The organism is Uliginosibacterium sp. 31-12, from assembly GCF_030548425.1.
GTDB lineage: Bacteria > Pseudomonadota > Gammaproteobacteria > Burkholderiales > Rhodocyclaceae > Uliginosibacterium > Uliginosibacterium aquaticum.
Genome location: NZ_JAUOOA010000006.1, coordinates 225,800 through 248,832, shown reverse-complemented (window position 1 = coordinate 248,832; position 23,033 = coordinate 225,800). Strand labels below are relative to the sequence as shown.

Genomic DNA, 23,033 nt, shown 5'->3' with positions numbered 1-23,033 from the left:
TTTAGCTGAGCTGCTGAATGCCGGAGAGGGTCCAGCCTCGATTGCCGTCGACTGGCTTGGCGAGATGCCAGATTTCATCGAAGGCTTGCGGGGCCGCCGCATCATCCTCACGTAGCGAGCCCGAGTAATGCACGCTGGCAATGTATTGGCCGTTTTCTTCCACCACCTCGAGCACTTCGGCGTTGAGAACGACGACATCGGTCTTCTGAGCCTTGCCACCGCGCTCGTCGATGCCCAGCTTGATCTCGGCGAAAATCTCTGGCGAGGTGAAATCGCGAATGTCAGCAAGGTTGCCGGCATCGTTGGCCGCTTGCAGACGGATGAAGTTCAGCTTGGCCTGACGTTCGAAGGCGGCCACATCAAAGCCTGCTGGGAAACGAGCTTCTGCAGCTTCAGGGCTCGCTCCAGCTGCGCCGCCAAAAGCGGCTTGAGGGGTGGCCTCACGTTGCATCGGGCTGACGTTGCCGGCGCCGGCAAAGGCCGGTTCAGCCTGCTGCTGGCGGGCGCCACCCATGAAGCGGCGCAGCAGGGCTACGACAACGACGACGGCGAGAATGGCGAGCAGGATGCCCGCGAACTCGGCCCCTACTCCCATATGCGAGAGAAGGGCGGCGAGGCCGATACCGGCGGCGAGTCCGGCGAGCGGGCCGGCCCATTTGCGCCAGCCGCTGGGCTGTGCGGCCGGAGCCGGCTGGTTGGCTGGACGCGCAGCTTGAGTGGGCGCAGCCTGCTGTTGCGGGGTGGCCGTGGGCGTCGCCTGACGCTGGGTGGGTGCCACCTGGCGCTGGATCCCGGTATTGCGGCCGCCGCCGAGACGCTTGGCTTCGGCCACTTCGATGCTCGCGCCGACAAGGGCTGAGACGAAGGCGATGGAAAGCATGAGGTTCTTGAACATGGGTTTTCTCTCTGCGAGCGAATGCGCGCAAGACGCGCGCTTCCACTTAGATGGAGTGCTTCCGGAAAGGTTTCAAGCCTTGCGCCAAATCAGAGCTTGTAACCACGATGCAGGGCGACGGCGCCAGCGGCCAGATTGAAAAACTCGACGCGCTGCAGGCCGGCACTTGTAAGCATTCCCGCCAGAGTGGGCTGGTCCGGATGCATGCGGATCGATTCAGCGAGGTACTTGTAGCTCGCAGCGTCGTTAGCAATCTTCTGGCCCAGCCAGGGCAGGACCTTGAAGGAATACACGTCGTAGGCCTTGGCCAGTGGCTTCCAGATCTGTGAGAACTCCAGCACCAGGAGGCGCCCGCCTGGCTTGAGCACGCGGCGCATTTCAGCCAGGGCTACATCCTTGTGGGTCATGTTGCGCAGGCCGAAGGCCACGGTGACGAGATCGAAGTGGTTGTCCGGGAAGGGCAGCTTCTCGGCATCACACTGGGCGACCGGCAGCAGGAATCCCTTGTCTGTCGTGCGGTCGCGCCCGACGCTGAGCATGGCGTGATTGATGTCGGTGAGCCAGACCTGACCGGTCTGGCCCGCTCGCCTGGCGAAGGCGAGTGACAGGTCCGCGGTGCCGCCCGCTACGTCCAGCACTTTTTCGCCCGGGCGTACGTTGGCGAGTTCAATGGTGAAGGCCTTCCACAGGCGGTGCATGCCGGCGGACATCAGATCGTTCATCACATCGTATTTCTGCGCGACGGAGGAGAACACGCCGCGCACGCGGCCGGCCTTCTCGCTCTCCGGAACCTGCTCGAAGCCGAAATGGGTGGTCTTGTCGTTCATGGCAGTAGTCTCAGTGCTTGCCGCAGGCTTTGGCCGGGGCGGCGGGGCGAAGATGATCGGGGACCGGTGCAGCCGGATCCCGGCTGGCTCCTGCGGCGGCGAGGCGGGCCAGATAGTCGGCCCACAGGCCTTCATGTCGGCTGGCCAGCTCGTGGAGGTAATCCCAGGAATACAGGCCGCTGTCGTGACCGTCGGAGAACACCAGCTTCACGGCGTAATTGCCGATCTGCTGGATGTCGATCAGCTCGACGTCCTGTTTGCCGAACTGCAGCACCTCCTGGCCGGCACCATGGCCGCGCACTTCGGCGGAGGGTGAATACACCCGCAGCAGCTCGTGACTCAGGGTGGCGCTGAGGCCATCCTCGAAGCTGATCTCGAGGGTACGGGCGCGCTGATGCAGGGTCAGTGCAGTGGGCAGAGGGGTATCGGGGTTCAGGCCAGCCATGTGGAGATGCCGTAGCAGCGGTGGATGCAGCGATTATCCTTCAAAAGCCGTGATCGGGCGCGCCTCGTCCGGCTGTTGGCGGAACCGCTTGTGTTGCACAATGCTTACCTGTCACAAAACAGTCATGCATTGGCAATAGACTGCAGGAATCGAACGCACGAAGGGGAGTGCCATGCCTGCGAACATCCTGCTTGTTGAAGACGAACCTGCGATCCAGGAACTGATTGCCGCCAACCTGACGCGCGCCGGCCATGCCGTGATGCGGGCCAGCGACGCCGAGACCGCTTCACGCATCGTGCGCGAAGCCCTGCCGGATCTGGTGTTGCTGGACTGGATGCTGCCCGGCATGAGCGGCGTGGAGTTTGCTCGTCGCCTGCGCAACGAGGAACGCACCCGCACGATCCCGATCATCATGCTGACCGCGCGCAGCGAAGAGCAGGACAAGGTCATGGGTTTGGAAATCGGAGCGGACGATTACGTGACCAAGCCTTTCTCGCCGCGCGAGCTGGTCGCCCGTATCAAGGCTGTGCTGCGCCGGCGGGCTCCGCAGGTAACTGAAGATGCCGTGGAGATCGGTGGCCTGCGCCTCGACCCGGCCACCCACCGCGTGACTGCTGGCGGTGAGCCGGCCAATCTCGGCCCGACTGAATTCCGCCTGCTGCATTTCCTCATGACTCACGCCGAGCGGGTACACTCGCGGGCACAGTTGCTTGATCAGGTGTGGGGTGATCATGTGTTCGTGGAAGAACGGACCGTGGATGTACATATCCGCCGCCTGCGCAGTGCCCTCGAAGCCAGCCGCCACGACCGCCTGATCCAGACCGTGCGTGGCAGTGGTTATCGTTTCTCGGCCGAGTTGCCTGCGACCGCAGACCAGGAGTAAAGAAGATTCTTGCCGGGCGTTACATCCTGCTGGCAGCGGGCGAAACGGTTCTCCTCGTGCTCGGGGCGGGCGGTCTGCTGTGGTTGTTCTTCGATCCGCTGACGGCCCTGCTGTTGCTGATCGGCCTGCTGCTGCTGATCCTGCTGCACCACCTGCGGCACATGGCCCGGCTGGTGAACTGGGCCCAGAAGCCGCTTGGTACGCCTACGCCAGTGGCCTTTGGCGTTTGGGACTACATCTTTGCCAGTCTGGCGCGACGTGCGCGCAGCGAACGCGAGCAGCGCGAACGCCTGGCGCATAGTCTGGCGCGGTTTCGCGAGGCCAGCCAGGCCTTGCCGGATGGCGTGATTTATCTGAGCCGCCAGCACACCATCGAATGGATCAATGCCGCCGCCGCGGGCTATTTTGGACTCGATGGCGAACGCGACATGGGCCGTGCGATTACCACCCTGGTGCGTGAGCCGACTTTCGTGAATTACCTGCGCGCGCCGGCCGAGCTCACGCGCGAGCCACTGGTGCTGCACAGCAGTCGTCAGGAAGGGCTCACCCTCGCGGTGCAGGTGATTCCTTTCGGTGATGATCAGGAAATGGTGCTGGCGCGTGACATTACCCAGCTCGAACGCCTGGACACGATGCGCCGCGACTTCGTGGCCAATGTGTCGCATGAACTGAAGACCCCGCTCACCGTGGTTAATGGCTTCATCGAGACCATGCTGGATGCGGGTGAGGACATCACGCCCGGCGAATCCGAGCATTATCTCGGGCTAGCGCTGCAACAGTCGCAGCGTATGCAGCGTCTGGTTGACGATCTGCTTCAGCTCTCCACCCTGCAGGCCAATCAGCTGACCAGCGTGGAAGATCCGGTAGATGCCGGCGCACTGGTGCGCAGCGTGCTCTACGAGACCGAACAGCTGTCAGCCGGAAAGCATGCCATCGTGCTGGATGCAGTAATGCCGGCAACCCTGCTGGGCTGCCAGAAGGAACTGCACAGCGCTTTCTCCAACCTTGCCAGCAATGCCGTGCGCTATACCCCGGAAGGCGGCACGATCCGCCTGAGCTGGCGCGTGGCGGCCGATGGCTGCGGGGAGTTTGCAGTGGCCGACAACGGCATTGGTATCGGCCCGGAGCATATCAGCCGCCTGACCGAGCGGTTTTACCGCGTGGATCATGGCCGCTCGCGTGAAACTGGTGGAACCGGCCTTGGTCTGGCCATCGTCAAGCATGTGCTGAACCGTCACCAGGGGCTGTTGCTGATCCGCAGCCAACCGGGTGAGGGGAGCTGTTTTACGGCGCGCTTTCCGGCGAAGCGACTGCGTCTTCCCGTACAAAGCTGACCCGGTCGAAATTCGCGCCACGCGCGATGAGCTTGATCATGCGTGCTACCCAAGGAGTTTCGGCGCGCACCTCGACGCGGCGATCCGACACATACCAGCCTGCCGGTACGATCAAGCTCGGTTCGGTCTTCAGCGCGGTGACGCCCGGGATCAGGAAACCTAGTTTGAAGCGTTCGCGCAGGGATTTGCGTTGCGGATCGATCAGGCGCACCGGTTGTACCGTGGGTGGCCCCGGCATCAGCGAGATGCCGCAGCACAGCGCGCCGTTCTGCAAGTATTGCAGCCAGCAGATCTCGGCCAGCAGGATCCGCTCTTGCGCGTTGGTGCGCACGCCGATCAGTTGGCGGTGATCAAGGCGTGATTCGCCCTGCGCCCGCATCAGTCGGAAGCCCGCCACGGACTGATCCAGCACATCCCATGGCTCCAGTACGTAGCCCAATTTCAGGGCATGTTCGGTGAGCTGGGCATCCGTCATTTCAGCCTGCTCGACGCGCTCGCCCAGCGCCAGCATGGCTTCGGTGCGGGTGAAGTCGTTGTAGTGGATCTGCTCGTCTTCGGGTTGCTCGAAGGCCTTGCCGGTGAGGAAATAGGCCACGCCGACCGGATCGGTACACACCTCGACTTGGCCATGGAGCAGCTTGCGCGGGAATTTGCGGCCGGAAGAAGCCAGCCCCCAGGGGCGGTAGAGCGATACGATGAGGCGGGCGCAGGCCGGCTGCACGCAGTCGTCACCAAGGCCCAGCGAAGCGGCTGAAACACCGCTCTTGAGCTGACTGACGACGGCCTGGATGTGGCTTGCGAGCTTGGTGGTGTCGAGGCTGCGGACGACTGCGGCGGGATCGACCGTGCCGGCCGGGCGCAGGCCGTGGTCACTGTCGGGTTCCAACAGGTAGAGGTTGGTGTTAGTGCCCACTCCGCCAGTGTGCAGAGTGCAGTAGGGCGCAAAGCGCTGGGCCCAGCGCACGACCCACAGGAACTCACGCGGGGTGCGACTGTAGGGGCTGGCCGCATCGGTCAGCAGCAAAGCAACATAGGCTTCGAGCGGACTCTGGGCGCCCCAGGTTTCGTTCAGTGCGTCCGGTACACGGGTGCTGGCCACGCCGCTGCGCTCTGCCGAGGCGAAGAGCTGGTGCAGATCCAGCCACAGGTTTTCCGGCATTTCCTGGCGGGCACGGAAGTACTCGGTCATGGCCAGGGCGTGATAACGGATGCGGCGCTGGGCGATCAGGGCGCGCTTGTCGTCCACACTGCCATCGCCGGCCAGTGTGCCGCGCTGGGCCACGAAGCCGTAGTTGGTGGCCATCAGCGACCATAGCCGTACGACCTGACGCAGCGTCTCCTCTTCGTGGCTGGAAGGGGGGAGCGGGCGTGAAGCGTAGCGTTTTGAAACCTCGCCGAGCACGTAATCGAGGGTCTGGCGGGCTTCTTCCAGTACCTGTAGTTGGGCCAGTGGGGGCGGGCTGGCTACTGCCATGCCCTCAAGCAACTGGATCAGGGTGCGGCCGGCCTCTTCCAGATCGGTGACGCTGATCCGCCGCAGCAGTGCCTGGCACTGGGCGGGCTGATTGAAGTCGATATTCGCCGGAGCCTTCAAGGGCATGAGGTTCATGCGCCGATTCCTGGTAATTGAACTGCCTGACGCCAGCCGGCAAAGCTGCTTGCCTGCCTCGCAACATCCGGGTTGAAGCCGCTAGCATTGCTGCCTCGGTTTACCCGCCCGTCTTAGTATGGTTGACGGCGCAAAGGGACGTAGATTGAGTCCTGATGCGCTGCCCGTAAGGGTGAGCCCTAATGGAATATAGACTCCCGTCGGACGCGTTCGGGCGGGGTTTGGCTGCAAGCGTGAAATGGATCACGCAATTACGCCTGTTGCATACCGGGGTGACGTGGCAGGGCGCCACGCAAACGTTTAGATAGAGGCGTCCGGCTGGGCTGAGCAGAAGGCGGAGAAGGCTTTCTCCAGCACGCTGCGGGGCAACTCGCGCACGATGAAGACAAGGCGGCTGCGCCGGTCTTCGTCCGGCCAGGCAGGCAGCTGGCTGTCTGGATAGCGCTCGTGCTGCACGGCATGGATGACTCGCGGGAGGTCTTCGCCCTCGACAGCCACGAGGCCCTTGATACGCAGGATGTGTTCGCCAACGACCGACTGGAGGGTATCCAGGGCGCGGGCGAAGTCCCCCCAGGCGAAGGGTTCGCTGAAATGCAGCACATGGGTGCTGATGGCTTCGTCGTGCAGTGCTGCGGCCGGAGCGGTCTGACCGAACACGCCGTGGCGGGCATTCAGGCGCTGCTGCTCGCGGATGGCGGATTCATTCAGCCAGTGGGCAACGTCCGGCATCTTGCCTTCCGGCGCATACAGGCTCATGCCTTCGAGCAGGCCTGACGGCAGTTTGCCGGGCTCGCCGTGCCACAGATCAGCCGCCGGATTGAGTTCGCGCACGCGTTCTTCGGCTTCGGCAATCATCAGGCTGTCCGCCAGATCGCACTTGGTGAGCACCACGCGGTCAGCCATCGCCACCTGCTTGACGGCTTCCGGGTGCTGGCCGAGTTGCCAGTGCACGTGGCGCACATCGACGGTGGTGATCACGCCTTCGAGGCGGAAGCGCTCGGCGAGGAAAAAATCCTTGAGCAGGGTATGGATCACCGGTGCCGGATCGGCGAGGCCGGTGGTTTCGATCACCACCCGGTCCAGCGCGCCGATTTCACGTCTCAGTCGGCGCATGAACAGGTCACGCAGGCTGCGCGACAGATCGCCGCGCACGGTGCAGCACAGGCAGCCGGATTCGAGCAGGGTGATGTCTTCGGAAACCTGCTCGACCAGCAGGTGATCCAGCCCCACCGCGCCGACCTCGTTGATCAGCACCGCCGCGCCGGCCATCTCCGGCGCCCGCAGCAGGGTGTTGAGCAGGGATGTCTTGCCGCTTCCCAGAAAGCCGGTCAGCAGAACGACCGGGATGCGTTTGTCAGTGGCCATGGCCCAGCGAACCGAGGGCAATCACGGCGATGCCGGCGAGCAGGGCCACGGTTTGCCAGATCGAGGTGTGGCGATGCGGTTCATGGCGCAGCATCGGCAACAGATCGGAGATCGCGATGTAGAGGAAGCTGGCTGCAGCGACGGTGAGGATGTAGGGCAGCAGGCCTTCCATGCCGGAGAGCGCGAAGTAGCCGAGCAGGCCACCGGCAATCGAGGCGAGGCTGGAGACGCCGTTCCACAGCAGGGCGCGCCGGGTGCTCATGCCGGCGGCACGCAGGATGGCAAAGTCACCGGCTTCCTGTGGCACTTCGTGAGCGATCACGGCGAAGGCGGTGCTCCAGCCGAGCACTGGATCGGTCAGGAAGGCCGCAGCGAGCAGTACGCCGTCGACCAGATTGTGAAAGCCATCGCCGATCAGCACCGAAACCACGGTGTGGCTACCCACCGCGTGATGATGGTGGCCGTGGTTGGGACAGTGGTGGTCATGGCCTTCTTCGTCCACATGCGCATGGCGCCACAGGGCGATGCGTTCGAGCCCGTAGAAGCCCAGCAGGCCAGCGAGCAGGGTGACGAACAGGGCGTGTGCTTCGACACCGGACTCGAAAGCCTCCGGCAACACGTCAAGCAGCGCCACGGCCAGCAGTACGCCGGTGGCAAAGCCAACCAGGCGCGGTAGCCAGCGTTGCGGGAAGCCTGCGATCAGCAGACCGGCCGCGATGACGCTGAGGAGGCCACCGGCAAGGGTGGCGGCAAGGATGGAGAGCAGGGTCATGTGGATTCTTTTTCGTCACAGCGGGCACATTGCCCGGTGATGCAGTACTCGACGGCGCGGCCGGCAAAACCGGCGGGCAGTGTCGGTTGCGGGGCGGGGATGTCAGCCAGGCAGAAAACCTTGCCGCAGCAGTCGCAGCGAAAATGGGCGTGCTCGCCGTGGGCGGCGGCATCCGGCGCGGCCAGACTGAAACGGAAGACCCGCTCGACATCGGTGATGCGATGGGCGAGGCCGGCTTCCACCGCCCAGTCGAGCACACGGTAGAGCGTGACGCGATCGAAGCCGGCGCCCAGCGCTTCTTCGATCTCGCGGTGACTCAGGGCGCGCTCGGCTGCTTCGAGCAGCTTCAGGACGGCGATGCGCGCCGGCGTCGCACGCGCACCGAGGGCGTGGATGCGCTCGATCTGGCTGGAATTGGCGGTGACTTGGGCAGGCATGGGGCGGATTGGAACATGTGTGCTGGTCAGATGCAACCCCGTTGCATCAGTCGACGCGAGCCGGAAGCAAGCCGTTCATGAAACCTTGTACGCGTGGTGATGCCTCTTCGGTCCGGGTTGCCAGGGCCATGCACACTTCTGCGCCAGGGTCAGCCAATGGAATGAATCGCACTCCCTCCACGCGGATCAGGGCCAGCGGTTCGGCCAGTACCGCCACCCCTATACCGGCTGCAACGAGGCCGATCTGGGTCTGTGCTTCACGCGCTTCCTGGGTGATGTGCGGCTCGAAGCCCGCGTTGCGGCAGAGCGCCTGCAGGTAGTCCACCAGACTGGCACCGGCACCGGCCGGGTAGCCGATGAAGGCCTCGTTGCGGCACTCGGCGAGATGGATCCGTGGCTGCGAGGCGAGCGGATGATCGTCCGGCAGGATCAGGCACAGGCGGTCGCGGCGCAGCAGCTGCAGACGCAGGCCGGCCGGTGCGGCAGGTTCGTTGTAGCGTACGAAGCCCACATCCAGCTCACCCGCGATCAGGGCGGCAAACTGGGCGTGGGTATACATCTCGGAGAGGCGCAGGCTCACGCCGGGGTAGCGTTGGCGATAGGTCTTCAGGGCACTGCGCAGCTCCGGGATCAGCAGGCCGCTGGAGGTGAAGGCAATGCGCAATTCACCGCTCTCGCCGCGTGCGATGCGCTGCAATTCGGCCGCCACGTCCGTGCTGGCGGCGAGGATGGTGCGTGCCCGCTCGAGCAGATGCCGACCAGCCTCGGTCAGTTGCACGCTGCGTCGGGTGCGATGAAACAGGCTCACACCCAGCTCCGCCTCAAGCGCCTGGATCTGCTGCGACAGGGGCGGCTGGCCAATGTGCAGGCGGGCCGCGGCTCGCGTGAAATGCAGCTCCTCGGCAACGGCCACGAAGTAGCGCAGGTGGCGCAGCTCCATTCATATCTCCAGGCGATCAATTCATCCTGAAATATATATTGGACAGCTGGTTAGCCCAAACCTAAGATCCGCCATCCCCGAACATTGCAGGAGTCGCTCCATGACTGATCGCTACGCCATCATCGGCAACCCCATCGCCCAGGCCAAGTCGCCGGCCCTGCAGACCGCCTTTGCACAGCAGTGCGGGCAGGACATGGCGTACGGCGCGATTCTTGGTGAGCTGGATGGCTTCGTGGCTGGCGTGCGCGAATTCCAGAAGAGCGGCGGCAAAGGCATGAACATCACCATGCCCTTCAAGCTCGAAGCCTTCGAACTGGCGGATGAGCTGACCCCGCGTGGCCGCGCGGCCGGCGCCATCAACATGTTCACGCTGCGGGACGACGGCACGATCCTCGGCGACAACACCGACGGCTTCGGCATCATGCGCGACATCACCCACAACCTCGGCCGCTCGCTCAAGGGGGCACGCGTGCTGCTGCTCGGCGCCGGTGGCGCGGTGCGCGGCACCCTGCTGCCGCTGTTTGACGAGCAGCCGGCCGAGATCTTCATCGCCAACCGCACCGCCAGCAAGGCCGTCGAACTGGCCGCCGAGTTTGGCAGTGAGGCCGGCAGCATCCAGCTCGCAGGGGGAGGGTTTGCCGATATCAGTGGCCGCTTCGATGTGATCATCAACGGCTCGGCGTCCTCTATGACCAATGACGTGCCGCCCCTGCCGGCTGGCGTGTGGGACAAGGAGTCGCTCGCCTACGACATGGCCTACAAGAAAGAGCCGACCGCCTTCGTGCTCGCCGCGCGAGCCGCCGGTGTGGGCCAGACGGCTGATGGTCTGGGCATGGTGGTGGAGCAGGGCGCCGAATGCTTCTTCCTGTGGCGCGGCCAGCGCCCGGATACCGCACCCGTGATCGCAGCGTTGCGCTCTGCATGATTCCTGTAGGTGCGGCTTCAGCCGCACGCCACATGTGAGTGGCGGACTCAAGTCCGCCCTACATCATCACCCCATACATCGCTTCCCGAACAGTGACCCACGAACTCCTGATCCTGCTGCCCATTTCCTTCATCACCGGGGCCATCAATGCGGCTATCGGTGGCGGTGGCCTGATCGGTATTCCCGCTTTCTACAGCGTGCTGACGAGCTTCTCACCGGCCCAGATCATGGGCGTGGACAAGTTCTCCTCGGTGATGGGCCATGCCATGTCGATCCGCCAGTACGCGGCGAAGATGGACCTGCCCTGGCGCCTGATGCTGCCCACCGTGATCACCGCCTTTGCCGGCTCCTATCTCGGTGTGCGCATGCTGGACCTGATGCCCAGTCAGTGGATGCGGCCGGTGATCATCGTGGTGCTGGCCATCATGCTGGTCTACACCTGGTTCCGGCCACAGCTGGGGCATCTGGATACCAGCCGCACCCCGACCCGCGCCGACCTGATCAAGGGGGCCGCACTGGGCCTGGCGCTGGGCTTCTACGATGGCTTCATCGGCCCCGGTACTGGCAGCTTCCTGCTGTTCCTGTTCGTGCGCTTCTTCCACTTTGATTTCCTGCGCGCCACGGCTTGCGCCAAGGTCGTGAACTTCGGCACCAATGCCGCCACCCTGGTGTTCCTGGTGCCGGCGGGCATGGTGGCCTATGAGCTGGCCGTGCCGCTGGGAGTGGCCGCGATCTGCGGTTCGGTGGTCGGTTCGCGCCTGGCCATGCGCGGCGGGAATCAATGGATCAGGCGCTTGTTTCTGATCCTGGCGGTGAGCCTCCTGGCCAAGCTGGCCTGGGAGACCTTGCGCGGGTGGCTGTAAGGCAAGACTTGCTTTGCAGCTAAAACGCGCAGGACGTTCCCGCGCTACCGAAAACGCTGCCGCTTGATGCGGTATTTCAGCGCAACCAGCCCTTCTTGTTGAAGTACCAGAAGGGGACGAGCACCGAGAACAGCATCAGGAGCAGGGCGAAGGCGTAGCCGTGGCTCCACTCCAGCTCGGGCATGTACTTGAAGTTCATGCCGTAGAGGCTGGCGATCAGGGTCGGTGGCAGCATGGCCACGCTGGCCACCGAGAAGATCTTGATGATCTTGTTCTGGTTGATGTTGATGAAGCCGACCGTGGCATCCATCAGGAAGTTGATCTTGTCGAACAGAAAGGCGGTGTGGCCGTCCAGCGACTCGATGTCGCGCAGGATCTGGCGTGCATCTTCCTGCTGGTCCTTGGATAGGAACTTGCCGCGGATCAGGAAGGACAGGGCCCGGCGCGTGTCCATCACGTTGCGTCGGATGCGGCCGTTGAGATCTTCCTCGGCGGCAATCGCGGCGAGGATCTTGGCGGCCTGGGTGTCGGTCATCTCGGTGCTGAGCACCTGCTTGCCGACGGCCTCGAGCGAGGCATACACATCTTCGAGGGTGTCGGCGGAGTACTCCACATCGGCGGCGTAGAGGTCGAGCAGCACGTCCTTGCCGTCGGACACATAGCCCGGCTGGATACGTGCACGCAGGCGCTGCAGGCGGAACACCGGCAGCTCTTCGTTGCGGATCGAAAACAGGATGCCGTGATGGAGCACGAAGGCCACCGCCACGTTGCGCGATTCATCGGCCTTGTCGAGCAGGAAGTCCGAGTGCAGATGGATCTGCTCGCTCTCATCCTCGATGTAGAAGCGCGCCGATTCTTCAAGGTCGGTGAGGTCTTCCGGATCCGGCAGGGAGAGGCCGAACACCTGCTTTACCCACTCCAGCTCTTCCTTGTCCGGCGCGATCAGGTCCACCCAGATCGGCTTGGCGGCAGCCAGCGCGGCGCGCGTCTCGATGTTGATCTGACGCAGGCGCCCGTTGTGCAGCTCGAAGGCGTTGAGCATCAGCGGCTTGCGCTCGGGCTGCTCGGGTTCCGAGGTGAGGGTGTCGCGGAAATCGTCCGACGAGAGTTCGTCGAGAATTTCTTCCCCGCGCGCGGCCTTGACCAGCTCCCACACCACCACGCTCTCGTTGTGCGGCAGGGCTTCGAGGATGCGGGCGATCTCGGCGGCGTCGAGGGTGTCGAGTTTTTTCTGCAGCTCGACCAGATTCTGGCGGTGTACGAGGCCGTCCACCAGGTCGTGGCGGGGCATCTCCTGGCGCCTGACCAGGTCCTCAACCAGGCGATGACGGCCGAGCAGGCCCTGCACTTCCAGCAAGTGTTGCTGGAAGAGCTCGTTTTCATCGACTTCGGGCTGGAGGTCTTCGTTTTCGGTCATGGCGAGGCCTCGTTATAAAGGCGGAATTCTACGCGTGAATGTCGCGATGCAGCAGTTTCCTGGCGGCCTTTGCCAAGGCTGCTCAGGGCACTTCGGAGCCCGCCATGCGTGCTTGCACGCGCGCTGCGTGGGCGGCCAGGCGCGGCGAGTAGTTCTTTTCGTATTTGCGCGGGTTGGGCAGCATCACGGCAAGGCGTGCGGCCTGGGCCGGCGCGAGCTGGCCCGCACCGGTGCCGAAGTAGCGGCGCGCAGCCGCTTCTGCGCCGAAGATGCCATTGCCCCATTCCACCGAGTTCAGATAGACCTCGAGGATCCGGCGCTTGTCCCACAAGGCTTCGATCATCAGCGTGGCCGGTACTTCCAGCGCCTTGCGCGAATACTTCTCGAAGCGCGTGCTGCCGGACCACAGAAACAGGTTCTTGGCCAGCTGCTGGCTGATGGTGGAGCCCCCCGCCACCACCCGGCCTTTCTTGTCATTCTTTTCTAGCGCTTTCTGGATACCTTCCAGATCGAAGCCATCGTGATCCACGAAAGTGTCGTCTTCGGCTGCGACCACGGCTCGTTTCAGATGGATCGAAATCTTTCCGTAAGGCACCCACTGGTGCTTGAGGCGGGCCGCCGGATCCTTCACCTGCAGCTCGGCCAGGCGAATCAGCATGAAGCTGGTATAGCCCGGATCGACCCACTTCCACCACAGAACCCAGCCCAGCAACCACAGGTGCCAGGCCAAGAGGAGGAGCAGGGTTGCCAGCAAGAGGCGGCGCACCCACAGGAGGAGAAGTTTCATAAGGGCCCGAACAGCGGAAGGCAAGCAGAGGAAAAGCGGCGCCAAGCATTGCAGAGCGGGCGCCTTGAGGCAAGCGTCGGAGCGCTTGCACGGCCCTCGCGCTCTACCCGGGTCAGGTCAACAACTCGCTTGGGAGTCCCTGTATCCTTCGGGGTTTCCCTTGGTGGTAGCGCTGTTCCGGCTGCCGCCTCTCAACGCCAGGCCCTTACCGACCATGACGCAAACAATCAAACCCATCGATTTCAAGAACGACTGGCCCAAGCTGGGCTTGCCGGCGCACGTCATCGAAGTGCTCAGTGCCGCTCCGGCCATCTACGTGGCCGAATGTCGCGAAGATCTGCTCAATTGGGCGCTGAACCGCAAGCCGGGTGAGACGGACTGGCGCCACGCTAACCGTGAAGACAAGGGCGAGGTCGAGGTCGGTTTCGACGTGCCGGGCAAGGGCTATGTGGCGGAGGCCACCGTTACCAAGGCGCGCAACGGCATCTGCATCAACTTCATCGATCCCAAGATGCGCCGCCGCGATCCGGATGCGATGGTCATCGGCGACAAGCTGCCGACCGACAAGCCGACCTATCAGGAGCGTTTCGGCGAGAGCTTCGACAAGATGCGCCAGAAGACGCTCGACTGGCTCAAGACCCAGGAACTGATCGTCGTTCCGTTTTACGCCGGCCCCGATGAACTGGGCTATGGCGCGCTGGCTATCGTGCCCAAGGGCGCGGCTTTCTTTGCCGGCGCCCTGGCTGACCTGCAGGGCATGATCCCGAACAGCCAGGTGCCGTCCAACTTCAAGCTTGCCGGTGGCGCGATCTTCATCGCTCCGCCCTTCCGCCATACCCATTTCGATGGCAAGCAGGTGGTGGTGCACGCACGCTCCGAGACGCATCAGGAAATCTTCGCCTACAACCTCTATCCCGGTCCTTCGGCCAAGAAGGGCGTGTACTCGCTGCTGCTGGACATTGGTGAGCGCGAAGGCTGGACCACCAACCACTGCGCCGCGGTGGGCGTGGTTACCCCCTACGACAACCAGACCATCATCATGCACGAAGGCGCCTCGGGCGGCGGCAAGAGCGAGATGACCGAGCATGTGCACCGCATGGAAGACGGCCGCCTGCTGCTGGGCAAGAACGTCGTGACCGGTGAGCAGCGCACCCTGAACCTGCCGGAAGCCTGCCATCTGAACCCGATGGCCGACGACATGGCCTGTGCTCACCCGCACTACAACGAAGGCCAGACCAAGCTCAACATCAAGGATGCGGAAGCCGGCTGGTTCGTGCGCGTCGATCACATCAAGGGCTACGGCACCGATCCGCACCTTGAGCGTCTGGTGATGCACCCCGAGCGTCCGCTGATCTTCCTGAACCACTACATCGTGCCCGGCGGCCAGGCGCTTTTGTGGGAACACATTGAAGACTCTCCGGGCAAGCCCTGCCCGAACCCGCGCCTGATCATTCCGCGCGATATGGTGCATGACGTGCAGGAAGGGCCGGTAGCGGTGAACATCCGCTCCTTTGGTGTGCGTTGCCCGCCCACCCACAAAGATAGTCAGCTCTACGGCATCCTCGGCATGCTCCACGTGCTGAGCCCGGCACTGGCCTGGCTGTGGCGTCTGGCTGCGCCGCGCGGCCACGCCAACCCGTCGATCCAGGATTCGGCGGCTGGTGGAATGCAGTGCGAAGGCGTGGGCTCCTACTGGGCCTTCTGTACCGGTCGCCGTGTCGATCAGGCCAACCTGCTGCTGCGCCAGATCGTCGCCAATACTGAAACCCGCCATGTGCTGATCCCGAACCAGAACATCGGCGCCTGGCACGTGGGCTTCATGTCCGAGTGGATCGTGCGCGAATACCTGGCCCGCCGTGGCTCGGCGCGTTTCCACCGCGAAGAGCTGGTCGAGTCGCCGTGCTCGCTGTTGGGCTATGTGCCGCGTCAGGTGAAGGTTGAAGGCTCGATGATCCCACCGGTGCTGCTGCATGTGCAGACCCAGCTGGAAGGTGGCCCAGAAGTGTTTGAACATGGCGCGCAGATGTGGCGCGAGTTCTTCAAGCGCGAGCTGACCCCCTTCCTTACGCCGGATCTGGACCCGCTGGGCCGCAAGATCATCCAGGCCTGTCTGGACGATGCTTCGCAAGAGGATTACTGGAAGCTGATTCCGCACCAGATGTTCAAGGGCTGATCGGCCCCGAAAAACCGGAACGCCGCTTGTAACCGTCCAGGTTTAAAATGGCGTCATTCAAACAGCCGGCTTTGCCGGCTGTTTCATATCCAGAACCTCCGCGTCAGAACCACGAGAGACCCCTGCCATGAGCACACTCGCCGCCCAATTGCAGCAGATGGAAAGCCATCGTTCCGTCTTCGAAAACGAAGTTCGCCAGCTGCCCCTGCCCACCTGCAACGCCTTTGGCACGGCGGCAGCGCCCCAGGCCATCGCCTTTGCCGCGAGCAGCCAGGTGCTGACGACCAAGGATAGCGCCACCGTGGCCCAACACTTCGCACAGAGCGTGAAGGCCTCGGGCAATGCCGTGCTGCGCGTGGCCGGCCCGGCGAGCCCACGCGTTTCCGGCAAGCGCGTTGCGGCCCTGTTCTCGGGCGGCCCCGCCGCGGGCGGGCACAACGTGCTGTGCGGCATCAAAAAGATGCTTGGTGCAGACAACACCCTGTTCGGGGTGAAAGGCGGCCCCAAGGGTTTGCTGGAAGGCAAACTGTTCGAGATCACCGATGCCGATGTGGCCAGCATCCTGAATACCGGTGGTTTCGACTTCCTCGGCACTGATCGCACCAAGATCAAGACGCCCGAGCAGTTCGAGCAAGTCAAGCAGACCTGCATTACGCACAATCTGGACGCCATCGTCATCATCGGCGGTGACGACTCCAACACCAACGCCGCGATCCTCGCCGAGTTCCTGTTCTCAGGCATCAAGGCCGACGGCTCCGGCGTGCAGGTGATCGGCGCGCCCAAGACCATCGACGGCGATCTGCAGGTGCCCGGCCTGCTGCCGATTTCCTTCGGCTTCGACACCGCTACGCGCATCTATGCCGAGCTGGCTGGCAACATCCTGCAAGACACCCGCTCCTCGATCAAATACTGGCACTTCATCAAACTGATGGGTCGCTCCGCTTCGCACGTGACCCTCGAAGTCGCGCTGCAGGTGAAGCCCGCCGTGACCTTGATCTCAGAAGAGGTCGCTGAGAAGAAGCTGTCGCTCTCCGCCATCGTCGAGCAGATTGCCAACGCGGTCATCGATCGTTACCGCAGCAAGAAACTCAAGCACGGTGTGGTCCTGGTGCCGGAAGGCTTGATCGAATTCATCCCCGAGATGAATGCGCTGATCGCCGAACTCAACGACAGCCTTGCGCATCACGCCGAGGCCTTTGCCGCGCTGCCGGTGGATGCCCGCCCGGCTTTCGTGGCCGCCAAGCTTTCGGCCGCCAACAGCGCGCTGTTCAGCTCGCTGCCCGGCTACATCATCAACATGCTGCTGGCTGATCGTGATTCGCACGGCAACCTGCAGGTGTCGTTGATTCCCACCGAGCAACTCCTGAGCGACATGGTGCGCGCACGCCTGCAGCAAGTCGCGCCGGAAGTGCCCTTTGCCACCCATCACCACTTCTTCGGCTACGAAGGTCGCTGTGGTGCGCCGACCCTGTTCGATGCCGCCTACACCTGGAACCTGGGCCTCACCGTGGGTGCCCTGATCCTCGACGGCCGTACCGGTTACATGGCCAGCGTGTCCGGCCTCAGCGCCGGTGGCGAGCCGCTGGCGATCCCGCTCTCCGGCCTGCTCAACATCGAGCGCCGCCACGGCAAGGATGAATACGTGATCGAAAAGGCGCTGGTACGCACCAGCGCGCCGGCGATGAAATTTTTCGTTTCGCGCCGCGAAGCCTGGGCGGCGGATGATCTCTTCGCCTCGCCCGGTCCGCGCCAGCTGTGGGGCCCGGCGGCCAAACAGATGCCGATGACTGTGGCATTGAACGATGGCGCTGACTCGCTGCTCTTCAAGATCGGCGAATAAGCCGCTTCAGACGCCGGAAAACGAAAAGGCCCGTTCGAAAGAGCGGGCCTTTTTCATGGTGCGGAGGAGGCGTCGGGCGTTGGAAAACAGAACTACCTTTCCGGCCACTTCCAGCGCCCGGCGTCCAGCAGCGAAGCACCCTGCAAGCGGGTTTCGCCATGCTCCTTGATGAGCTGCAGGGTGTTGCAGTCCGGATCATCTTCCAGTGCGGCCACCAGGCGCGCGGCGTGCGAGACGACGATCAGCTGCGAATGCTGTGCTGCATGACGGATAAGTCGCCCCAGCGCCGGCAGCAGATCGGGATGCAAACTGGTCTCGGGTTCGTTGAGCACCATCAGCTGCGGCGGGCGAGGGGTGAGCAGTGCAGCTACCAGCAGCAGGTAGCGCAGCGTGCCATCCGAAAGCTCGGCCGCTTCCAGCGGACGCAAGAGACCCGCTTGATGCACCTGCAGTTCAAAGCGCCGGCCGGCCCGACCGATCTCGATCGAGGAGCCCGGGAAGGCATCATCGATGGCGGCTTCAAGTGCGTTTGCGTCACCGATTTCGCGAATGGTCTGCAGGGCAGCGGCCAGGTCGGCGCCATCGTGCCCCAGCACCGGTGTATAGGTGCCGATCTGGGCCTGCCGCGCAGGTGCTGCGGCATCCGTGCGGAAATGATCGTAGAAACGCCAGGAGCGGATGCTCTCGCGCAGGGCCAGCACTTCCGGCGCACGTTGCGGATCGGCGAGCCGGCTGAAGAGACTCTCGAAGGCGGGCAGGCTGCTGTCGAGCACCTGCCACTCGCCATCCTCGCCGCGCGCCTGCACGAAATTGCCATGGCGCTCGACCAGCATGGCGGCCGGGCGCGGCCGGGCACCGCTCCAGATCGACTCCAGTTTGATCTGCGGGTCGCCACTGAAGGCTGAGAGGCTCGGCACCGGCAGGCCCAGCTCGAACGCGCAGGAGAACGCCTCGCCCGCAAAACCGAGCCTGAGCGCGACCGGCCTGTTGCGCCGCGTGCCCTGGAGCGGGAATTCCCCGCGCCGCACGGCGGCCGAGGGATTTTCCGGCCCCGCCCAGAGCGTCGAATCAAAACCGCCCTCGCGCGCCAGCGCAGCGATCAGCCCACCCTGTGCCGCCTCGGCCAGCAGGCGCAAGGCACGATACAGGCTGGACTTGCCACTGCCGTTGGCGCCCGTCACAACATTCAGACGCTGCAGTGGAACGGCCAGCTCGCGAATCGAGCGGTAGCCACTGATGGCCAGGGTTTCGATCATGGGCGGTGCCCCCGCTCAGTCGTGATACGCCGCGATCTTGTTGCCATCCGGATCACGGAAGTAGGCGCCGTAGTAGCCGCTGCTGCCGCGCGGGCCGGGTTTGCCTTCATCTGCTGCGCCCAGTTTGATGGCTTTGGCATAGAAGGCATCCACTGCTTCGCGGCTGGGCATGACGAGCGCCACCATGGTGCCGTTGCCAACCGTTGCGGGCTGACCGTCGAAGGGCTTGATCACGCCCAGTGCGGGGCTGCTGTCATCCATGCCCCAGGCGGCGCTGCGTTCGGACTCCCACTGGCGCTTGGCGCCGATGCTGGCAAAAAGCGCATCGTAGAAAGCCGAGGCGCGGGCGAGGTCCTGGGTACCGAGGGTGACGTAACCGATCATGCTGAACTCCTTGAGGTTTGAAGCGGGGGCGCTGCGCGCTCAGCGCAGGAACAGTCGGTAGGCCGGGTTGGCAGTTTCCTCCACGCAGTCGTAGCCGACGCGGGCGAGGAAAGCTTCGAACTCGGCCGCATCCTCGGGCGGCACCTGCATGCCCACCAGCGCCCGGCCGAAGTCCGCGCCGTGGTTGCGGTAGTGGAAGAGGCTGATGTTCCAGTCCGAGCGCAGATTATCGAGAAAGCGCAGGAGGGCGCCGGGGCGCTCGGGGAAGATGAAGCGGTAGATGCGCTCGTTCTGCGCATGCGGCGCACGGCCGCCCACCATGTAGCGGGTGTGGGTCTTGGCCATCTCGTCGTCGGTCAGGTCCAGCGCCGGCAGGCCGGCAGTGGCGAGCTGCGCGACCAGCTCGCTGGCTTCCGCGCGCCGGGCGATCGAGACGCCGACGAAAACGTGTGCCTCGGCACCTTCGCTCAGGCGGTAGTTGAACTCGGTGACATTGCGCCCGCCGAGCAGGCGACAGAAAGCCTTGAAGCTGCCGGGCTGCTCGGGAATCGTCACCGCCAGCACGGCTTCGCGCTGCTCGCCAAGCTCGGCGCGCTCGGCCACGAAACGCAGGCGGTCGAAATTCATGTTGGCGCCGCTGGCCACTGCCACCACGCTGCGTCCGCTGCCGCCTTCGCGTGCCAGCCAGGCCTTGGCTCCGGCCAGCGCGAGTGCGCCGGCAGGTTCCAGGATCGAACGGGTGTCCTCGAACACATCCTTGATCGCCGCGCAGATCGCGTCGTTATCCACGAGCACGATTTCATCCACATACTGAAGGCATAGCCTGAACGTTTCTTCGCCCACCAGCTTCACGGCCGCGCCGTCGGCAAACAGGCCGACCTGGGCGAGCTGGATGCGCTTGCCGGCGGCCAGTGATTGCGCCATGGCATCGGAGTCCACGGCTTCGACGCCGATCAGGCGCGTACCCGGGCGGATCCGTTTGATGTAGGCCGCCACGCCGGCGAGCAGGCCGCCGCCGCCCACCGCGCAGAACACGGCGTCGATATGGCCTGAGTGCTGGCGCAGGATCTCCACACCTATCGTGCCCTGCCCGGCGATGACATCCGGGTCATCGAAAGGATGAACAAAAGTCAGACCGTCGCGTGCTTCGAGTTCGCGCGCCCGGGCATAGGCGTCGTCGTAAGAGTCGCCGGCCAGCACCACTTCGCCGCCGCGCGCGCGCACCGCCTCCACCTTGATCGCCGGTGTCGCCAGCGGCATCACGATCACCGCGCGGCAACCGAGCTTCTGCGCGGACATCGCCACGCCCTGCGCATGATTGCCGGCCGAGGCGCAGATCACGCCGCGCGCGCGCTGCTCCGGGCTAAGCCGCGCCATCTTGTTGTAAGCCCCGCGCAACTTGAAGGAGAACACCGGCTGCATGTCCTCGCGCTTGATCCACACCTGATGGCCGAGGCTGGCCGAGAGCTTGGGGGCGAAGTCGAGCGGGGTTTCGCTGGCGGCTTCATAGACGCGCGCATCGAGGATGCGCACCAGGTAATCGTCGGGCAGGTGTTCGGAGGGCATGTCGCGGAGCCAGCAGGGAATGCAGGCTCCATTATGGCGACTTGGCGTGCCGAGCACATGCGCACAGCAGACCCTTTTGCTAGCATGCGGCTCCCGCCCCGTTTCCATCCTGCCCGCAGGGCAAGCCTGGCGGCTGAGCCTTCTCCCTCTCGCGCCGCATGCACCCCTCTGCTTCCCGCCCCAGTCTGCTGCTGTCTGTGCTCGCCTTGCTGGGCAGCATGGCTGCGCTATGCATCGGTTCGTCCTTCGCCAAGCACTTGTTCCCAATGATTGGTGCTGCGGGAACCACGGCCTGGCGCCTGACCGGCTCGGCCTTGCTGCTGGCCTTGTTGTGGCGGCCCTGGCGGCACTGGCCGGCGCGTGCCGAGCTGGGGCGGGTTCTGCAGTACGGCGCAGCGCTGGGGGTAATGAACCTGTCCTTCTATCTCGCCTTGCGCAGCCTGCCATTGGGCGTGTGTGTGGCGATAGAGCTCACCGGCCCGCTGGCGGTGGCGCTGCTCTCGGCCCGGCGCGCCGGGCACTTTGTGTGGGTGCTGCTGGCGGCGCTGGGCATTGTGCTGTTGCTGAACCCTTTCGCGCACGGCGCGCGGCTGGATCCGGTGGGCGTGGGGTTTGCAGTGCTGGCGGCCGTGTTCTGGGCGCTCTACATCCTGGCCGGCAAACGCGTGTCGCACCTGCACGCCGGCTTGTCAGTGTCGTTAGGCATGCTCACGGCGGCCGTGCTGGTGGTGCCTTTCGGGGCCTGGAGTGCGGGCCCACAATGGTTCAGCCTAAGCGTGGCGCTGTGGGGGCTGGGCGTGGCGCTGCTGTCGAGCGCGCTGCCTTACTCGCTGGAGATGATCGCGCTGCGCGGCCTGACGACGCGCGCCTTCGGCACCCTGGTGAGCCTGGAGCCGGCTATCGGCGCGCTGGCGGGTTTCGTGATCCTGGGCGAGCGCCTGACCGGCCTGCAGTGGCTGGCCATCGCCGCCGTCATGGCGGCGTGTGCGGGGACGGTGGGGGCGGCGGCAAGGGAGTAGACCTGGCGCAACCCGGGCCTGGAGCGCTCGCGGCAGTCCCGCCAGAAGTGGCCACAGATCCTGTAGCTGCGACTCTCTGAAGGGGGAACCCGCCTTTTACAATTCAGTCGAAGCCTGACCCTGACAAGAGCGAGTACGACGATGCGGATAGTCCGATACCTGAGCGCGGGTCTTGCCAGCCTGAACGCCCTGGCCGCTGAAGCTCCGCGCTGTGATGCCGTGGCAGCAGTGCCGAGCCCGGGGCGCATCCAGCTCACGGAAGTGGCACGCGGGCTGGAGAACCCCTGGGCGCTGGTCTTCCTGCCCGATGGCCGCATGCTGGTCAGCGAACGCCCCGGGCGGCTGCGTATCGTGACATCGCAGGGCCAGCTTTCGGCTCCGCTCGCTGGCGTACCGGCGGTGCTGGCAAAGGGGCAGGGCGGGCTGCTGGATGTGGCGCTGGATCCGGATTTTGCCCGCAACCGTCTCGTCTATCTGGGCTACGCCGAAGCGGGCGAGGGGGGCGCCGGCACCGCCATTGCGCGCGCCCGGCTGGATGAAGCGGGCTTGGCCTTGCGCGAGCTGCGCGTGATCTACCGGCAGACGCCCAAGGTTTCCGGTAACGGCCACTTTGGCGTGCGTTTCGCGTTGGGTGCCGACGGCAAGCTCTACGCTGCGCTGGGCGAGCGGCAGAAATTCGAGCCGGCTCAAGACCCGCAACAAAGCCTCGGCAAGGTGATCCGCCTGAATCCGGATGGCAGCGTGCCGGCCGACAATCCCTTCGCGGGCAAGGCCGGCTGGTTGCCGGAAATCTGGTCGTTGGGCCATCGCAATCCGCAGGGCTTCGTCCGCCAGCCCGGGAGTGATCGTTTGTGGCTGGTCGAACATGGTGCGCGAGGTGGCGACGAGATCAATCTGCTTGCTGCCGGCACAAACTACGGCTGGCCGGTGATCAGCTACGGCACCCACTACACCGGGCTCAAGATCGGCGAGGGTCAGGCGAAGCCCGGCATGGCCCAGCCGCAATGCTATTGGGATCCTTCCATCGCGCCGGGCAATATGAGTTTCTACAGTGGCGACAAAGTCCCGGGCTGGCGCGGCAACCTGTTCGTGGCGGCGCTGAAGGATCAGGCGGTGCACCGCCTGACGCTGGATGGCACGCGCATCAGCGGCGCCGAGCGCATCCCGGTCGGCAAACGGGTACGCGATATCCGCGTGGGGCCGGATGGCTGGCTTTATCTCATCACCGACGAGTCCGAGGGCCAGATCCTGCGGCTGAGCCTGCAATGAAAAGAGCCGGCACGTGGCCGGCTCTTT

21 protein-coding genes are annotated in these 23,033 nt (G+C 64.4%); 8 read left to right on the top strand and 13 right to left on the bottom strand.

Going from position 1 to position 23,033, the window contains the following annotated elements:
* Position 1: 1 nt before the first annotated feature.
* From Q3Y64_RS13290 to Q3Y64_RS13280, 3 genes are all read right to left on the bottom strand, one after another.
* Positions 2-895 carry a Tim44 domain-containing protein gene (locus tag Q3Y64_RS13290; protein WP_303562525.1) on the bottom strand — a complete coding sequence of 298 codons (894 nt, stop codon included), beginning with the start codon at positions 893-895 and terminating at the stop codon, positions 2-4.
* An 89-nt stretch (positions 896-984) separates the two neighbouring features.
* Positions 985-1,722: a bifunctional demethylmenaquinone methyltransferase/2-methoxy-6-polyprenyl-1,4-benzoquinol methylase UbiE gene (gene ubiE, locus Q3Y64_RS13285; protein ID WP_101940768.1), complete on the bottom strand. Its 738-nt coding sequence runs from the start codon at positions 1,720-1,722 to the stop codon at positions 985-987.
* 10 nt (positions 1,723-1,732) lie between these two features.
* Positions 1,733-2,167: a DUF971 domain-containing protein gene (locus Q3Y64_RS13280; RefSeq protein ID WP_303562523.1), complete on the bottom strand. Its 435-nt coding sequence runs from the start codon at positions 2,165-2,167 to the stop codon at positions 1,733-1,735.
* A 172-nt stretch (positions 2,168-2,339) separates the two neighbouring features.
* Between Q3Y64_RS13280 and phoB the strand changes: the two genes are divergently transcribed.
* Positions 2,340-3,050 carry a phosphate regulon transcriptional regulator PhoB gene (phoB, locus tag Q3Y64_RS13275; protein WP_101940770.1) on the top strand — a complete coding sequence of 237 codons (711 nt, stop codon included), beginning with the start codon at positions 2,340-2,342 and terminating at the stop codon, positions 3,048-3,050.
* Between the two features lie 56 nt (positions 3,051-3,106).
* Positions 3,107-4,384 carry a phosphate regulon sensor histidine kinase PhoR gene (gene phoR, locus Q3Y64_RS13270; RefSeq protein ID WP_303562521.1) on the top strand — a complete coding sequence of 426 codons (1,278 nt, stop codon included), beginning with the start codon at positions 3,107-3,109 and terminating at the stop codon, positions 4,382-4,384.
* Here phoR and Q3Y64_RS13265 read toward each other — a convergent pair.
* The 5 genes from Q3Y64_RS13265 to Q3Y64_RS13245 form a co-directional block, all read right to left on the bottom strand.
* Positions 4,335-5,993, bottom strand: a complete 1,659-nt coding sequence (locus Q3Y64_RS13265) for a hypothetical protein (RefSeq protein ID WP_303562519.1) — start codon at positions 5,991-5,993, stop codon at positions 4,335-4,337. The two genes, phoR and Q3Y64_RS13265, sit on opposite strands and share 50 nt — an antisense overlap.
* A gap of 300 nt (positions 5,994-6,293) precedes the next feature.
* Complete coding sequence (locus Q3Y64_RS13260) at positions 6,294-7,358, bottom strand: GTP-binding protein (protein WP_303562518.1); 1,065 nt, start codon at positions 7,356-7,358, stop codon at positions 6,294-6,296.
* Complete coding sequence (locus Q3Y64_RS13255; RefSeq protein ID WP_101940774.1) at positions 7,348-8,130, bottom strand: ZIP family metal transporter; 783 nt, start codon at positions 8,128-8,130, stop codon at positions 7,348-7,350. Before Q3Y64_RS13255 ends, Q3Y64_RS13260 begins: the two co-directional genes overlap by 11 nt.
* A complete protein-coding gene (locus Q3Y64_RS13250; protein ID WP_101940775.1) occupies positions 8,127-8,567 on the bottom strand; it encodes a Fur family transcriptional regulator in 441 nt (146 codons plus the stop codon). The genes Q3Y64_RS13255 and Q3Y64_RS13250 overlap by 4 nt, the downstream gene beginning before the upstream one ends.
* 46 nt (positions 8,568-8,613) lie before the next feature.
* On the bottom strand, positions 8,614-9,507 hold the full coding sequence (locus tag Q3Y64_RS13245) for a LysR substrate-binding domain-containing protein (RefSeq protein WP_303562514.1): 894 nt from the start codon (positions 9,505-9,507) through the stop codon (positions 8,614-8,616).
* Between the two features lie 100 nt (positions 9,508-9,607).
* Between Q3Y64_RS13245 and aroE the strand changes: the two genes are divergently transcribed.
* Together aroE and Q3Y64_RS13235 are read left to right on the top strand one after the other, a co-directional pair.
* On the top strand, positions 9,608-10,432 hold the full coding sequence (aroE, locus tag Q3Y64_RS13240) for a shikimate dehydrogenase (RefSeq protein WP_303562512.1): 825 nt from the start codon (positions 9,608-9,610) through the stop codon (positions 10,430-10,432).
* A 92-nt stretch (positions 10,433-10,524) separates the two neighbouring features.
* A complete protein-coding gene (locus Q3Y64_RS13235; RefSeq protein ID WP_303562510.1) occupies positions 10,525-11,295 on the top strand; it encodes a sulfite exporter TauE/SafE family protein in 771 nt (256 codons plus the stop codon).
* A 76-nt stretch (positions 11,296-11,371) separates the two neighbouring features.
* Here the strand turns inward: Q3Y64_RS13235 and corA are convergent, their stop codons facing one another.
* Positions 11,372-12,712, bottom strand: a complete 1,341-nt coding sequence (corA, locus tag Q3Y64_RS13230) for a magnesium/cobalt transporter CorA (protein ID WP_217423411.1) — start codon at positions 12,710-12,712, stop codon at positions 11,372-11,374.
* 82 nt (positions 12,713-12,794) lie between these two features.
* The gene (gene mtgA / locus Q3Y64_RS13225) at positions 12,795-13,499 is read right to left on the bottom strand and encodes a monofunctional biosynthetic peptidoglycan transglycosylase (protein ID WP_303562505.1); all 705 of its coding nucleotides are present in this window, start codon (positions 13,497-13,499) and stop codon (positions 12,795-12,797) included.
* Positions 13,500-13,713: 214 nt separating this feature from the next.
* Between mtgA and Q3Y64_RS13220 the strand changes: the two genes are divergently transcribed.
* Both Q3Y64_RS13220 and Q3Y64_RS13215 read left to right on the top strand, forming a co-directional pair.
* A complete protein-coding gene (locus Q3Y64_RS13220) occupies positions 13,714-15,672 on the top strand; it encodes a DUF4914 family protein (protein WP_101940781.1) in 1,959 nt (652 codons plus the stop codon).
* A gap of 127 nt (positions 15,673-15,799) precedes the next feature.
* Positions 15,800-17,512, top strand: coding sequence for a diphosphate--fructose-6-phosphate 1-phosphotransferase (locus Q3Y64_RS13215; RefSeq protein WP_101940782.1), 1,713 nt, complete (start codon positions 15,800-15,802; stop codon positions 17,510-17,512).
* A 92-nt stretch (positions 17,513-17,604) separates the two neighbouring features.
* Here the strand turns inward: Q3Y64_RS13215 and Q3Y64_RS13210 are convergent, their stop codons facing one another.
* The 3 genes from Q3Y64_RS13210 to ilvA are packed head-to-tail and all read right to left on the bottom strand — an operon-like array spanning position 17,605 to position 20,718.
* On the bottom strand, positions 17,605-18,768 hold the full coding sequence (locus Q3Y64_RS13210; RefSeq protein ID WP_303562502.1) for an AAA family ATPase: 1,164 nt from the start codon (positions 18,766-18,768) through the stop codon (positions 17,605-17,607).
* A gap of 15 nt (positions 18,769-18,783) precedes the next feature.
* Entirely contained in the window at positions 18,784-19,152 is a 369-nt protein-coding gene (locus Q3Y64_RS13205) for a VOC family protein (RefSeq protein WP_170022332.1), read from the bottom strand.
* Positions 19,153-19,191: 39 nt separating this feature from the next.
* Entirely contained in the window at positions 19,192-20,718 is a 1,527-nt protein-coding gene (ilvA, locus tag Q3Y64_RS13200; RefSeq protein ID WP_303562498.1) for a threonine ammonia-lyase, biosynthetic, read from the bottom strand.
* A gap of 158 nt (positions 20,719-20,876) precedes the next feature.
* On the opposite strand from ilvA, the gene Q3Y64_RS13195 reads away from it, so the two are divergent.
* Entirely contained in the window at positions 20,877-21,737 is an 861-nt protein-coding gene (locus tag Q3Y64_RS13195) for a DMT family transporter (protein WP_303562496.1), read from the top strand.
* A gap of 141 nt (positions 21,738-21,878) precedes the next feature.
* Positions 21,879-23,006: a PQQ-dependent sugar dehydrogenase gene (locus Q3Y64_RS13190; RefSeq protein WP_303562494.1), complete on the top strand. Its 1,128-nt coding sequence runs from the start codon at positions 21,879-21,881 to the stop codon at positions 23,004-23,006.
* Positions 23,007-23,033: the final 27 nt, after the last annotated feature.